Origin of the sequence: Loktanella sp. IMCC34160 (assembly GCF_004145845.1) — a bacterium.
In the GTDB taxonomy this organism is placed as follows: Bacteria; Pseudomonadota; Alphaproteobacteria; order Rhodobacterales; family Rhodobacteraceae; genus SELP01.
This window is the reverse complement of sequence record NZ_SELP01000005.1, coordinates 15,849-29,605: the sequence shown is the minus strand read 5'-3', so window position 1 is coordinate 29,605 and position 13,757 is coordinate 15,849. Positions and strand designations below refer to the sequence as shown.

The following is a 13,757-nucleotide window of genomic DNA, read 5'->3' as shown; positions in this document are numbered from 1 at the left end:
GGAGCCTCCATGAAGAAGGTCGGGATCAGGCAGGTCGCGGAGCAGGCAGGGGTCTCTGTTGCGACTGTGTCCTATGTGATGTCCGGCAATGGTCGGGTGTCCAAAGAAACGCGCACACATGTCCTGAAGACCGCCGAGGCCCTTGGGTTCATCCGTAACGAATCCGCCGCGCGACTGCGGTCCGGCCAGTCAAAGATGATCGGGGTCATCCTGAACAACATCGTGAACCCCTTTTTCAGCGTGTTGGTGGCGGAGCTGGAAGCCGCGGCCTATCGCGAGGGGTTTCTGACCGTGCTTGCGACTGCCCAGAACGACCATGAACGGCAGAGCAAGCTGATCGAATCGATGGTGTCACAGGGCGTTGCCGCCATCATCCTTTCACCTGTTCACGAGACGACGCCCGCAGATCTGGAGGTGGCACAGCGGCGCGGGATACCGGTGGTGTCCTGCGTGCGAGACGTGCCGGGAAGCGACGCGTCCTTCGTCGGTGTCGATGACCACAGGTCCGGCTATATCGCCGCGCGCACCCTGATTGACAATGGTTGTAGAACCGCCGCCTTTATTGGCGGATATGACCACACGACAACCTGGAATGGACGCCGTGACGGCATGTTGGCCGCCTTTCGCGAAGCAGGCCTTCCGGAAGCGAATTTCAAGGCCATTCCCGGATTTCTGACCCCCGCCTTTGCCGAGTCGGCCCTGCGCAGTATCGCCGCCGAAGGTCCGTTGCCGGATGCCGTGATGCCCTTCAACGACGATCTGGCCACTGGCATCTATGCGGCCTGCAGGGCAGGGGGGATCAAGGTTGGAACGGACCTGTCGATCGTCAGTTTCGACAATGTTCCGATCGGAACGGTCCTGTCGCCGCAACTTAGCACCGTCGACATCTTTCCGGGGCGGATCGGCGCAGAGAGCGCCCTGCGCGCGATGGAAATGGTGCGCGGTTCGTCACGGGATCGGCGCGAGATCCGGTTGGCCCCCGAAGTCGTCAACCGCGGGTCGGTCAGACGCTCGCAATAGTCCCCAAACGGTTTCGGCTTGACAAGACGGGGTGCTTGGTGAAACGTTTCAAGTAACGAAACGGTTACATGAATCAAATGCCTCGGAACAGCTTCGATTATATCATCTTGGGCGGCGGGTCGGCCGGCTGCGTTCTTGCCGCACGGCTGAGCGAAGACCGGGACGTGTCCGTGCTCTTGATCGAGGCTGGCGGCCGCGACCGGAACATTCTGTTTCATTGGCCCGCTGGCTTTGCCAAGATGACCAAGGGGATTGCCAGCTGGGGCTGGTCCACGGTTCCGCAAAAGCACATGAAGGGCCGCGAGGTCTGGTTCACGCAGGCCAAAGTGATTGGCGGAGGATCGTCGATCAACGCGCAGATCTACACACGCGGAAATGCGCTGGACTATGATGCCTGGTCCGAGGAAGAGGGTTGCGCCGGCTGGAGCTATCGCGAGGTTCTGCCCTACTTCAAGCGGGCGGAGTCGAACGAGCGTTTCAACGATGATTACCACGGAATCGAGGGGCCACTGGGCGTGTCGATGCCCCGTGCGACCCTGCCGGTCTGCGATGCGTTCATCCGGGCCGGGCAGGAATATGGGATGCCCTACAATCCCGATTTCAATGGCAAGCGGCAGATGGGGGTCGGGTTCTACCAGCTGACCCAGCGCAATGCGCGCCGCTCGTCCGCCGCTGTCGCATTCCTGCGGCCTGCCGAAAATCGGCCGAACCTGACGGTGATGACCGGGGCCGAGGCCCGGCGGATCGTCGTGACCGGCGGGCGCGCGACCGGGGTCGAGATCACTGTTAAGGGCCGGTTGGAGACCTATCGCGCGGACCGCGAGGTCATTCTTTCGTCAGGGGCCATCGGCTCGCCCCGCCTGATGATGTTGTCGGGCATCGGTCCGGCAGACCACCTTCGGTCGGTCGGCATCAATGTGGTGCACGATCTGCCGGGAGTTGGTGAAAACCTACAGGACCACATCGACGTTTGCGCCATCGCAGAGTTGAACGGGCCATACAGCTATGACGGCTGGGACCGTCTGCACAAAACGGTCTGGGCTGGGTTGCAATACCTACTGTTCAAATCTGGCCCGGCGGCAGCCTCTTTGTTTGAAACAGGGGCATTCTGGTATGCGGACCCGGCGGCCCGGTCGCCGGACATTCAATTCCACCTGGGGCAGGGGTCGGGCATCGAAAAGGGTATCGTCAAGATCGACGGGGCCGGGATCACGCTCAACAGCGCCTTCATGCGTCCCCGGTCGCGCGGAACGGTCCGGCTGGCCAGTGCCGATCCGAAGACCGCGCCGCTGATCGACCCGAACTACTGGTCCGACCCCTATGACCTTGAGATGACCCTGAAAGGGCTGGAGATGACGCGCGAGATCCTGGCCCAGCCCGCGATGTCGAAATTCGTCCGCAAAGAGGTTCTGCCGGGGCCGTCGATCCGCAGTCGGGAAGACCTGTTCGACTTTGCCTGCAAGATGGCCAAGACGGACCATCACCCCGTCGGAACCTGCCGGATGGGACAGGACGACATGGCCGTGGTCGATCCCAGCCTTCGGGTCCGGGGCATTGACGGGCTGCGGGTCTGCGACGCCTCGATCATGCCGCGGATCAATTCGTCGAACACCAACGCGCCGACCATCATGATCGGGGAAAAGGGCGCGGACCTGATCCGCGACTTGCCGCCGCTACCACCAGTGTTCTTCGCCCATGAACGCAACGATCTGACCCGGGTGAACGTCGCCTGACCCGGATCGGGCAGGGGCGTATTTTGGCCCAATTAGTAACTAACCAGATGGGGATTAGAATGTCGATAATCGGTCTGCACCACATTGGGTTCACGGTTCCGGACATGGACCAGGCAATTGAATTCTTCCGCGACGTCTTTGGCGCGGTCACGGTCATGGAATGCGGCTCTGTCGATGTCGATGATGACTTCATGGCCCGGCATCTTGGCGTCCCGAAGGGGGTCAAGATCGCGGACCAGCGCGTCATTCAGGTTGGCCGTGGCGGATCGCTGGAACTGTTCGAATACGCGGGCGTCGCGGGCGAACAGCACCTCAAACACAATGGCGAGGTCGGCGCGATGCATATCGCCTTTGAGGTCGATGATGCCTTTGCCGTGGCCGACCGGATGCGGGCGGCAGGCGTCGACCTGCTGGAGGGACCGACCCTGATCGAAGGCGGGCCAATGGACAATCTTGTCTGGCTCTACCTGCGGGCACCCTGGGGTCAATACCTCGAGATTGTCAGCGCGAAAGGGCCGCTTGGCTACGAGGCCGACGGCGGCCCCGCGCTCTGGACCCCGTCCGCAGGCGCGTGACGGAACGAAACGCACGCGGGATCACCCCGCGCCGTACCGATGGCCGACCCGGGGGAGGGCGGCATCATAACAGTGGAGGAAGAGATGAAACACCTTAAGACTACGGCACTTTGCGGGTCGCTGCTTGCGGCGATTTCCGGATCGGCCTTTGCCCAGGGACAATTCGACGGCGTCGAACTGAAGATGCTGGCAATCGGTGACACGTCGGTCACCCGACTTGCCCCGATCGTCGACGAATTCGAAGCCCTGACCGGCGCGTCGGTCCAGATTGACATGTTCCCCTACCCGGGGCTGATCGACAAGATCGTCATCGAGGCAAGCTCCAACGATCCCAGCTATCAGTTGATGTGGGTGGACAGCCCGTGGGTCGGCGTTCTGGGAGAATCTGGTGCGCTGCTGGACCTGACCGACCTTGTCCTGCGTGACGCCGAGGAAATCCACCTTGATGACATCATCCCGATCCAGCTTCAGGAAAACACCTGGCAGGGGCGCCTGCTTGCTTTCCCGGCTTCGGGCATGATCTGGCATCAGAACTATCGCAAGGATCTCTATGAAAACGCCGAAGAGGCCGCCGCCTTTGAAGCGCAATACGGTTATCCGCTGGCCCCGGCCCAGACCTGGGACCATTACATCGACATCGCCGAATTCTTCACCCGCTCGGCCGGTGAAACCCTCGCCGGTGAAGTTCTTGAGAAGGACTTCTACGGCAATGCGCAGGCCTACAGCCGCGTTGCCGGGGCCATCACTCATGACTTCTTCCCGATCATGCGCAGCTATGGCGGGCAGTATTGGGACCCTGCAACCGGGCTGTGCGCGATGGACGGACCCGAGGCGGTTGCCGCAGCCGAGGTGATGAAGCGCCTGATCCCGTCGAACCCGCCGGATTACCTGGGCCTGATGTGGGATATTCGCACCGGTTACATGGAACGTGGCGAGGTCGCCCAATCGTCCTATTGGTCGGTCCGGACCGTCCGTCTGACCAACCCCGACGAGGCCGTTCTGCCGACCATCGGCGAGGCCGGCTATGCCGCCAGCCCGACCGGCGACGGCAATCCGCAGCCGACGATGACCGGCGCGCTCAGCTTTGGGATCAACTCCAAGGCCAGCGAGATCGAACAGCAGGCCGCGTGGGAGTTCATCAAGTGGGGCACCAGCCGCGACATGATGCGCCGGTTCGCCGAGGAAGGCAGCGGCGTCAGCCAGTTCCACGTCTCGATCCTGTCCGATCCTGAGCTGCAGGCCCGCTACCCCTACTACCAGGTTCTGCTGGACGCGCAGGAGAATGCGCAGCGCCGCATCTTCCATCCGTTCTACGCCGACGTGGAAGAGGTGTTCGGGGTTGAGCTGAACAAATACATGGCCGGCGAAACGGACAGCGCGCAGGAAGCGCTGACCAGTGCCTGCACCAAGATCAACACCCGGCTTGCTGTCTTCCCGGAAGACCTGCGGCTTCGGTGGATCAACGACGAGCCTGCCGCGATCTTCCAATAGGGAGATGGCAGTCACGGCCCGTCCCGGCGCACCTCCCTGCATCGGGGCGGGCCCCCTCACGGCCCAAATACAACGACGGAGTTGAACGGCGATGGCCTATATCAGAAAGCGAAACAGGCGGATCTTCCTGATCTTTCTGCTTCCGGCAATGCTGGTCCTGTTCCTGACCACGATCTACCCGATGATCTATGCCGGCTACCTCAGCTTCCGGTCTTATGATCTGGCCAAGCTGTTTGTGCCCCGGGTCTTCGTCGGCTGGTCGAACTATGCCGAGGTAATCGGGTCAAGCGAGTTCATCCATTCGCTGATCACGACATTCAAGCTCATGGCCATGACCCTGAGCGTGCAGTTGGTCCTTGGCGTCGGTATCGCCCTGATCGTGACCCAGAAACTGCCCGGAATGCCATTGGCCCGGACGCTTCTGATGATCCCGATGATGATCTCGCCGGTCATCGTGGGGCTGGTCTGGCTGTTCCTCTACTTCCCGGAACTGGGCTATCTCAACTACTTCCTGAGCTTCCTCGGGATCGAGTCAATTCCGTGGATCACCTCGACCAACTGGGCGCTTTGGGCAATCGCGATTGCCGACATCTGGCAATGGACGCCCTTTGTGATGATGGGCACCGCGGCCGCCCTGCAAAGCCTGTCGCCCGAACCCTACGAGGCGGCGATGATCGACGGAAACTCCCGCTGGGACGTGTTCACCCGCGTGACCCTGCCACAGCTGAAACCCGTTCTGGTCAGCCTGATGTTCCTGCGGGCCATCGACGCCTTCAAGATCTACGACATCATCTTCGTTCTGACCAAGGGTGGTCCCGGTGACAGCACCGAAGTGCTGTCGATGTTCATCTATCGCCAGTCGTTCACCTTCTGGCGCATGGGGGTGGGCGCGGCGGCCAGCTTTGTCTCGCTCGTGATCATCGTTGTCCTGATCACATTGTTCTTCAAGTCGCTGCAACGCGAACAGCACGCATAGGGAGGCACGCATGACACGGCCCGGCCTGCAGCAGAAAATCCTGATCTACCTGCTTCTTGCGATTGTCCTGATCGTCTTTCTGACACCGATCTACCTGATTGCGTCGTCTTCGGTGAAACCCTCGCCGATCATGTTCCAACGTCCCCCGGCCTTTTTCTTCACGCCGACGCTGGAGCATTATCAGGATCTGTTCGGGATGCGCCCTTTCGGCAAATTCATCCTCAACAGCCTGATCGTGGCCCTTGGGTCGACCGCCTTCAGCCTGACCATCGGGTCTCTGGCCGCTTATGCGATCAGCCGGATCCGGCACAAGCGGATGAACGATGTGGCCTTCTGGATCCTGTCGATGCGGATGTTCCCGCCCATCGCGGTCGTGGTGCCCTATTACATCATCTTCAAGGCGACAGGCCTTCTGGATACGCCGTTTGCGCTGATCATCGTCTATTCCACCGCGAATATCCCGCTGACGGTCTGGCTCATGAAGGGGTTCTTCGACGAGGTTCCGACCGCGCTGGAAGAGGCCGCTGCCGTCGATGGATACGGCCTGTTGGCGACCTTCTGGCGGGTGACCCTGCCGCTGGCCGCGCCCGGCCTCGCCGTGTCGGCTGTCTTCTGCTTCATCTTCTCTTGGAACGAATTCCTGTTCGCGCTGATGCTGACCGGTTCGAACGCCCAGACCGCGACGGTCGCGGTCATGTCGTTCTGGTCGTCCGACGCGGTGCAATGGGGCCGCATCATGGCCGGATCGTTCATCATCCTCATTCCCGGTGTCATCTTCGTGCTGACCTGCCAACGCTGGCTGGTGCGCGGGCTGACCATGGGCTCAGTCAAGTAGGGGTCGGAAAATGTCCGCAATCACTCTCAACAATGTTATCAAGCGGTACGGCGCGGTTCAGGTTGTCCACGGTGTCGACCTTGACATCGAACAGGGAGAGTTCGTCGTACTTCTGGGGCCATCGGGCTGTGGCAAGACCACGACCCTGCGCATGGTGGCCGGGCTCGAGGATGTCTCGGGCGGGGAATTGTCCATCGGTGGCCGTGTCGTCAACGACGTCGCCCCCAAGGATCGCGGCGTGGCGATGGTGTTCCAGAACTACGCGCTTTATCCGCATATGACCGTGCGCCAAAACATGGAATTCGCCCTGCGCCCGATGAAACTCCCCAAGGCAGAGGTCGACCGGCGGATCGGGGATACGGCCGAGATCCTCGGCTTGTCAGAGCTTCTTGCCCGTCGTCCTGCGCAGCTGTCTGGTGGGCAGCGGCAGCGGGTCGCAATGGGTCGTGCGATGGTGCGCACGCCGGATGTTTTCCTGTTCGATGAACCGCTGTCGAACCTTGACGCCAAGCTGCGGACGCAGGTGCGCTGGGAGATCGGCAAGCTGCACCAGCGGTTGGGCACGACCGTCCTTTACGTCACCCATGACCAGGTCGAAGCGATGACACTGGCGGACAAGATCGTGATCATGCGGGACGGGCATGTGGAACAGGTGGGCACCCCCGAGGAAGTCTATGGAAATCCCCGAACGACTTTCGTCGCGACCTTCATCGGCAGCCCGTCGATGAACATGATCGAGGCCCGCGTGGACAGTGGTCGCCTTGTCGCCGCAGGGCTGTCGGCCGCTATTCCGGCCCGGTTTGCCGACAAGGTTTCGGAAGGACAGGCCGTCACGCTGGGCATTCGCCCGGTGGAACTGAAAATCGCGTCAGGCGATGAACCGGGCGCCATGCAGGCCCAGGTCGAGGTGACGGAATACCTTGGAAACGAAGCGCTTTTGGATCTTCGTGTGGGTTCCCATGAACTGGTTGCCGAAGTGCCTGCCGATCAGCGAGCAGACCCGGGGGACATGATCCATATCCGCCTGAACGAGGCGGCGATCCATCTATTCGACACGGCGTCCGGCCAGAGCCTGGCGCACTGAAGGAGACAGTTATGCCCAAGGAAATCATCTTTCCGGAGAAGAACAGCTTTGTTCTGGGTTCCTATGACGATGCCCCCTTGCAACCCGATGAAATTCGCGGCCCCACCGTGGCGACACTGATCAGCCAGGGGACGGAGTTGGGTTGGGCGGACGGCGATGCTTTCCCGATCCGCCCCGGCTATGCCGCCATCTTCCGGGTCGAGGAAATCGGCCCCGAGGTCACCGGGATCCGCAAGGGCGACCTGCGGTTCTGCATGGGATACCACCGCCAGACCCAACAGCACCCGGCCATCTATACCTTGCCTGTGCCCGAAGGCATGGCCCCTGAACGTGCCCTGCTGGCCCGACTGATGGGCGTTTCCATGACCACGCTGATGACCACGCGGGCAAGGCCCGGCGACAAGGTTGTTATCTGCGGGGCCGGGCCTGTCGGCATACTTGCCGCGCATAACTTCGCCATCGGCGGATACGAGGTGTCGGTGGTGGAACCCGATCCGCTTCGCCGGGAACAGGTGCAGAAGAGCGGGATCGCCGCCGTGCATTCTGCCATGCCCCTCGACGACCCGGATTATCAGGGCAAGGTTGCGCTGGTCGTGGATTGTTCGGGGCACGAGGCGGCGGTTCTGGACGGCTGCAAGATCGTTCGCAAGATGGGCGAGGTGGTTCTGGTCGGGGTGCCCTGGCGGCAATACGCCAACCTGTCTGCCCATGAGGTTCTGAACGCGGTCTTCTTCAACTTCGTCTCGCTACGCAGCGGATGGGAGTGGGAAATACCGGTCCGGTCGCGGGACTTTGTCTGGGAGGAACTGTTGGAAGGGTACAACAACGCCCCGCACGACAGCTTTGGCGGGTTCGAACGCGCTCTTAAATGGCTGAACGCGGGTCATGTGAATACCGAGGGACTGGTCACAACGGTCCGCCCCGACGATCCTTCTACGGTCTATGCGCGCATCAGGTCGCGCGAGATTGCGGAACCGTTCATCGCCTATGACTGGGAGAGCCTTTGATGTCCCATAGCGTTCAGCGGCCGGAGATCACCCCGGCGGCAGCCCGGACTCTGGTCGATGGCGCGCTGGAACATGCACGCGCCAACGGCTGGGAGGTCGCGGTAGCTGTTGTTGATCCGCATGGATATCTGGTGGCGTTCGGGCGCAGCGACAACGTTGCGCCGCCCATCGGGGAATTCGCGCTCGACAAGGCCTATACCGCCGGGACGCTGCGCAAATCTACCAAGGCGTTTGGCGAACGGATGGCCTCGACCCCGACGCTGAGCCTTGGGCTCAGCACCCGGCAGCGGCTCATGGCCTGGGGCGGCGGGTTGGCGATTTTCGACGGCGAGGACTGTATCGGCGGAATCGGCGTTTCGGGCGCCCAATCCTTCGAAGACATCGATTGTGCCGAAACGGCAATCCGCGCGCTTGGGCTTGAAGGCCGCTAATCGACTTGTCCCCCCGTCCGAACGGTCAGGGGGCGACGCAGACCAGCCGCATGATGGTGTCGATGTTGAAGGCAAGTCGCTCTTCAAGAGCCTCCGGCGCCATCAGATCGCGGTGGAACACGATGGAGCCGGTAAAGCGGTTGGTCAGGTAATAATAGCCGATCGCCGCGATGGTGATGTTCAGTTGCACCGGATCGACGCCCTTGCGGAAGACGCCTTCCGCGACACCGCGGTCAAGCAGGCCGCCGACCATGTTCACGAACCGACGGCTGACGACCTCGATCACTTCTGACTTTTTCAGGTGGCGGGCCTTGTGCAGGTTTTCGCTGTTTACGAGGGTGATGAATTCCGGGTTCTTCAGGTAGTAGTCCCAAGTGAAGCGCACGAGTTTTTCCAGGGCTTCCCGCGCTGGCAGATGTTCAAGTTCCAGTTTCTGTTCGGCCGTCCGGATATCGACGTAGGCATCTTCAAGGACGATCTGGAACAAGTCTTCTTTGTTACCGAAGTAGTGGTAGATCATACGCTTGTTGGCCTTGGCGCGCTCGGCGATCACGTCGACCCGTGCACCCCCAAGGCCGCTTTTTGCGAACTCTTTTTTTGCGGCGGACAGAATCCGGGCTTTTGTCGCCTCGGCGTCGCGCTGCTTCTTTACCGGTTGATCTGGCATGTGCCCTCTGCCCTTGCGTGTCGTCGTTGAACGTTACTAGCCGCCCCGGACCATTCGGTCAAAGGGGCTCTGCATCTCCCTTCAAGCAATCTGCTTGTTTCAAGATTGCTATAGGGCTTGACGATTCGGCAATTAAGAAAGTAACTAGTTAGTGCATTAGGTGCGAGGGAGCGCCACATGCGGGACGGTATTCAATCGTTGAAGTCAGAGGCTGACCGACAGAGCGGCCAGCAGATCGACGGACTTAAAGGGAGGACCCAATGTCGTTCATCAAGAAGTACATCGAGCAGGAAAAGGTTAATCGCCGGAACTTCCTGTTCGCATCCGCTGCTGGACTTGGCAGCTTTGCCGCCGCCGGCATGTTCGGCCCCAACATGGCCCGGGCCGCCATTGCTGACCCGACCATCGCCTGGAGCTATCGGAACCGCACCAACCCCTATTGGAACGAGATCGTTTCGGGTGGCGAGGCCTTTGTCGAAAGCCTTGGCATGGACAAGGACGCGCTGGTGCACCTGATCAACGAAGGTTCGTCCGAGAAATCGCTTGCGGACGTGAAAGCGCTTCTGTCGCGCACCGGCGGCGAGCTTGCCCTTGCGATCGACACCAACGACGCGCCGAACTGCCGTCCGGTGGTGGAAGCGGTGGCCGAAGCGGGTGGCTATGTTTCGACGATCTGGAACAAGACCGACGACCTGCATCCCTGGGATTTCGGCGACAACTATGTCAGCCACATGACCTGGTCGGATGAAAAGCCCGCGGAACAGACCGCGCGCATCCTGCTGGACGCCATGGGCGGCAAGGGCGGCGTTGTCCACCTGGGCGGCATTGCGTCTAACAACCCGGCAATCGAACGCCTGCAGGGTCTGAAGAACGCGCTGGCCGACTATCCGGATGCCGAGCTTCTGGCCGCCGAACCGGCCGACTGGGACACCCAGAAAGCCAACCAGGTCATGTCCGGGTTCCTGACCCGCTTCGGCGACGAGATCAAAGGCGTGCACTGTGCCAACGACACCATCGCCTATGGTGTGATCGAGGCGCTGCGGGCCGAAGGCATCGAAGACATGCCCATCGTGTCCTATGACGGCAACCCGCAGGCGGTGCAGCTGGTGGCGGAACGCAAGATCCTTGCCACCGTCTTCACCAACCCGCACTGGGGCGGCGGCATCACCGCGGCACTGGCCTATCACGCCGCGATCGGGTCGTTCAAACCGTCGGAAGAGCCGAACGAGCATCGCGAATTCTATGGCCCGACCATCATGGTCACGCCGGAAGACGCCGTTGCCTTCAAGGCCGATTATCTTGACAATGTTCCGACCTACGACTGGACGGACTTCTGGGGCCCGACCAACGGTCAGATCCAGTACAAGTAATCCATCGGTATTGCCCGGCCGCTACCCAGTGGCCGGGCGACGCCACTTTTATTCAGCCATTCAAGCCTGGGAGGAGCGCGTGAACGGCATCCTGAACCGGGAGACCCTTGTGAAATGGGCCCCGCTGATCGTTCTATTCATCCTGATCCTGTTCTTTACCGTTCTGGAGCCCCGCTTCTTCTCGGTCCGGAACCTTGCGCGCATTGCCATCAGCTCTGCGCCGGCCCTCATGGTGGCCATCGGGGTCACCTTCATCATCATCATGGGGTCGATTGACCTGTCGATGGAGGGGACCGTGTCGGTGTCCGCCGTCGTCTTCGCCTTTGCCTTTCTCGCGTTGGGCGGAACGATCCTGAGTTGGGCCTGGCTGGCGCTGCCGCTGGCGGTGCTTGTCGGGGCGGCGATCGGGTTCCTGAACGGGCTGGTCCACGTCAAGCTGAAGGTACCGTCCTTCATGGCGTCGCTTGCGATGGGCTTCGTTGGGACCGGGTTTGCCCTTCTTCTGACCGGCGGCGACCGCATCCGGGTCGAAGATGAAGTGTTTCGGGGTCTTCTGACCGAACGCTGGCTTGGGTTTCCGGTGATGGTCTATGTCGCGCTGGCATTCCTGCTGATCGGATGGTTCATCCAGTCCCGGACGGCGCTTGGCCGCAACTTCTATGCGGTTGGCGGCGGCGAGGAACTGGCCCATGCGTCCGGGCTGAACGTGAACCGGCTTCGGATCATGGGGTTCATGCTGGCGGGGGTGTTCTATGCGGTCGGCGCGCTTCTGGCCGTGGGGCGGATCGGCATTGCCGAAACCGCGACGGGCAACAATTTCATGTTCATGTCCATCACCTCGGTTGTGGTTGGTGGAACCGCACTTTGGGGCGGAGTCGGCGGCGTCTGGAACACGCTTGTCGGGGTGCTGATCGTCAATGTCATCGGCAACGGCATGGTTGTGATCGGCCTGCCCGGCTACGTGCAGGACGGTGTCCTTGGCCTACTTGTGATCATTGCGGTTGTTCTGTCGACGGACCGCAAGTCGGTCAGCTTTGTGAAATAGGGGGCGGGACCATGTATCAACTCAACAAGGTCGACAAGAAGTTCCCGGGTGTTCACGCGCTCAAGGCGGTCGATTTCACGATCGGACGGGGCGAGATCGTCGGGCTGGTCGGGGAAAACGGCGCCGGCAAGTCCACGCTGATGAAAGTGATCTACGGCGCCTATCAACCTGACGGCGGCACGGTCACGATCGACGGCAAGACAGTCCGGTTCCAGAACCCCCGTCAGGCGATGGACCACGGCATCGGCATGGTGTTTCAGGAACAATCCCTGATCACGAACCTGACCGTGATGGAAAACATCTTTCTCGGGTTTGAAAAGCAATTCGTGCGTTTCGGCGTGGTCGACTGGAAGGCCATGGCAGAGGCGGCGCGCAAGCAGCTGGCCAAGGTCAAGCTTGATATCGACCCCGGCATGATCACGGCCAAACTGTCGTTTGCACAACGGCAGTTGGTGGAACTTGCCAAGGTGCTGACCCTGGAAGAGCGGGTCGAGGGCGATCTGGTGATCCTTCTGGACGAACCGACATCCGTTCTGGCCCGGGAAGAGGTGGAACTTCTGTTCAAGCTGGTCCGCGAACTGACCAGTCGCGCCTCTTTCATCTTTGTCAGCCACCGGATGGACGAAGTCCTTGAGCTGTCGGACCGGATCTACGTCATGAAGGACGGAGAGGTGGTGGATGTGGTCGATCAGGCGGCGGCCAATATCGACAGCATCCAACACAAGATGGTCGGCCGCGACGTGGACAAGGAATACTACCGCGAACAGCGTCAGGGCGCCTATGACCCGGACCGGGTGCTGGTCAGCTTTGACGGCGTCACGGTGCCCGGCCGCTACGAAGACATCAGTTTCGACCTGCATCCCGGCGAGGTTCTGTGTCTGGTCGGTACCGAAGGGTCCGGCCGTGAAGCGATCCTGCGCACGATCTTCGGACTGGAAAAGCCCGCCGAAGGCAGCGTCCGGATCAAGGGGCAGGAGATCACGCGTTTCAACGCCCGGCAAAGCGTCGAGCTGGGCGTCGGGTACGTCCCGCGGGAACGCAAGGTCGAAGGGATCGTCGGCGGCATGAACGTCTACGAGAACATGACCCTCAGCCAGATGGGCAACTATTCCAGCGCCGGTGTTCTGCGCATCGCAGAAGAAAAAGCGCTGGCACAGAAATGGATCGACCGGTTGGCGATCAAGACCCCGTCGGTGTTCAAGGACTGCGGCGGCCTGTCGGGGGGCAACCAGCAGAAGGTCGTTCTGGCGAAATGGCGATCCGGCGGGTCCGATATCATCCTGCTCGATCACCCGACCCGCGGCCTTGATATCGGGGCCAAGGAAGATGTCTACGACATGGTCCGCGAGATGTGCGATGCCGGGGCAGGGATCATCCTTGTGGCCGACACATTGGAAGAGGCCATCGGCCTCAGCCACACGATCCATGTCGTCAAGGACGGGAAGACCCAGAAGGTCTTCCACGGTTCACCGGGCAACAAGCCGTCCTTGTTCGATCTTGTCCACTACATGACCTGAGGCACG

Annotated in this window: 13 protein-coding genes; 12 read left to right on the top strand and 1 reads right to left on the bottom strand. The window is 61.1% G+C overall.

The window, feature by feature from the left end; translation table 11 throughout:
• The first annotated feature begins 9 nt into the window (after nucleotides 1-9).
• From EU803_RS13750 to EU803_RS13710, 9 genes are all read left to right on the top strand, one after another.
• The gene (locus tag EU803_RS13750) at nucleotides 10-1,020 is read left to right on the top strand and encodes a LacI family DNA-binding transcriptional regulator (protein WP_129683816.1); all 1,011 of its coding nucleotides are present in this window, start codon (nucleotides 10-12) and stop codon (nucleotides 1,018-1,020) included.
• Between the two features lie 77 nt (nucleotides 1,021-1,097).
• Nucleotides 1,098-2,753, top strand: a complete 1,656-nt coding sequence (locus EU803_RS13745; RefSeq protein WP_129683814.1) for a GMC family oxidoreductase N-terminal domain-containing protein — start codon at nucleotides 1,098-1,100, stop codon at nucleotides 2,751-2,753.
• Between the two features lie 59 nt (nucleotides 2,754-2,812).
• Nucleotides 2,813-3,328, top strand: coding sequence for a VOC family protein (locus EU803_RS13740; RefSeq protein ID WP_129683812.1), 516 nt, complete (start codon nucleotides 2,813-2,815; stop codon nucleotides 3,326-3,328).
• Nucleotides 3,329-3,412: 84 nt separating this feature from the next.
• Complete coding sequence (locus tag EU803_RS13735) at nucleotides 3,413-4,819, top strand: extracellular solute-binding protein (protein WP_129683810.1); 1,407 nt, start codon at nucleotides 3,413-3,415, stop codon at nucleotides 4,817-4,819.
• 91 nt (nucleotides 4,820-4,910) lie between these two features.
• Entirely contained in the window at nucleotides 4,911-5,795 is an 885-nt protein-coding gene (locus tag EU803_RS13730) for a sugar ABC transporter permease (protein ID WP_129683808.1), read from the top strand.
• A gap of 10 nt (nucleotides 5,796-5,805) precedes the next feature.
• Nucleotides 5,806-6,630, top strand: a complete 825-nt coding sequence (locus tag EU803_RS13725; RefSeq protein ID WP_129683806.1) for a carbohydrate ABC transporter permease — start codon at nucleotides 5,806-5,808, stop codon at nucleotides 6,628-6,630.
• Between the two features lie 10 nt (nucleotides 6,631-6,640).
• Nucleotides 6,641-7,714: a sn-glycerol-3-phosphate ABC transporter ATP-binding protein UgpC gene (ugpC, locus tag EU803_RS13720; RefSeq protein ID WP_129683804.1), complete on the top strand. Its 1,074-nt coding sequence runs from the start codon at nucleotides 6,641-6,643 to the stop codon at nucleotides 7,712-7,714.
• Nucleotides 7,715-7,725: 11 nt separating this feature from the next.
• Complete coding sequence (locus tag EU803_RS13715) at nucleotides 7,726-8,721, top strand: zinc-binding dehydrogenase (RefSeq protein WP_129683802.1); 996 nt, start codon at nucleotides 7,726-7,728, stop codon at nucleotides 8,719-8,721.
• Nucleotides 8,721-9,152, top strand: a complete 432-nt coding sequence (locus tag EU803_RS13710; protein ID WP_129683800.1) for a heme-binding protein — start codon at nucleotides 8,721-8,723, stop codon at nucleotides 9,150-9,152. Before EU803_RS13715 ends, EU803_RS13710 begins: the two co-directional genes overlap by 1 nt.
• A 25-nt stretch (nucleotides 9,153-9,177) precedes the next feature.
• Here the strand turns inward: EU803_RS13710 and EU803_RS13705 are convergent, their stop codons facing one another.
• A complete protein-coding gene (locus EU803_RS13705) occupies nucleotides 9,178-9,819 on the bottom strand; it encodes a TetR/AcrR family transcriptional regulator (RefSeq protein WP_129683798.1) in 642 nt (213 codons plus the stop codon).
• A gap of 260 nt (nucleotides 9,820-10,079) precedes the next feature.
• Here EU803_RS13705 and EU803_RS13700 point away from each other — a divergent pair, with 260 nt between their 5' ends.
• From EU803_RS13700 to EU803_RS13690, 3 genes are all read left to right on the top strand, one after another.
• On the top strand, nucleotides 10,080-11,189 hold the full coding sequence (locus EU803_RS13700; protein WP_129683791.1) for a sugar ABC transporter substrate-binding protein: 1,110 nt from the start codon (nucleotides 10,080-10,082) through the stop codon (nucleotides 11,187-11,189).
• Between the two features lie 79 nt (nucleotides 11,190-11,268).
• Entirely contained in the window at nucleotides 11,269-12,234 is a 966-nt protein-coding gene (locus EU803_RS13695) for an ABC transporter permease (protein ID WP_129683789.1), read from the top strand.
• An 11-nt stretch (nucleotides 12,235-12,245) separates the two neighbouring features.
• On the top strand, nucleotides 12,246-13,751 hold the full coding sequence (locus tag EU803_RS13690; RefSeq protein WP_129683787.1) for a sugar ABC transporter ATP-binding protein: 1,506 nt from the start codon (nucleotides 12,246-12,248) through the stop codon (nucleotides 13,749-13,751).
• Nucleotides 13,752-13,757 lie beyond the last annotated feature (6 nt).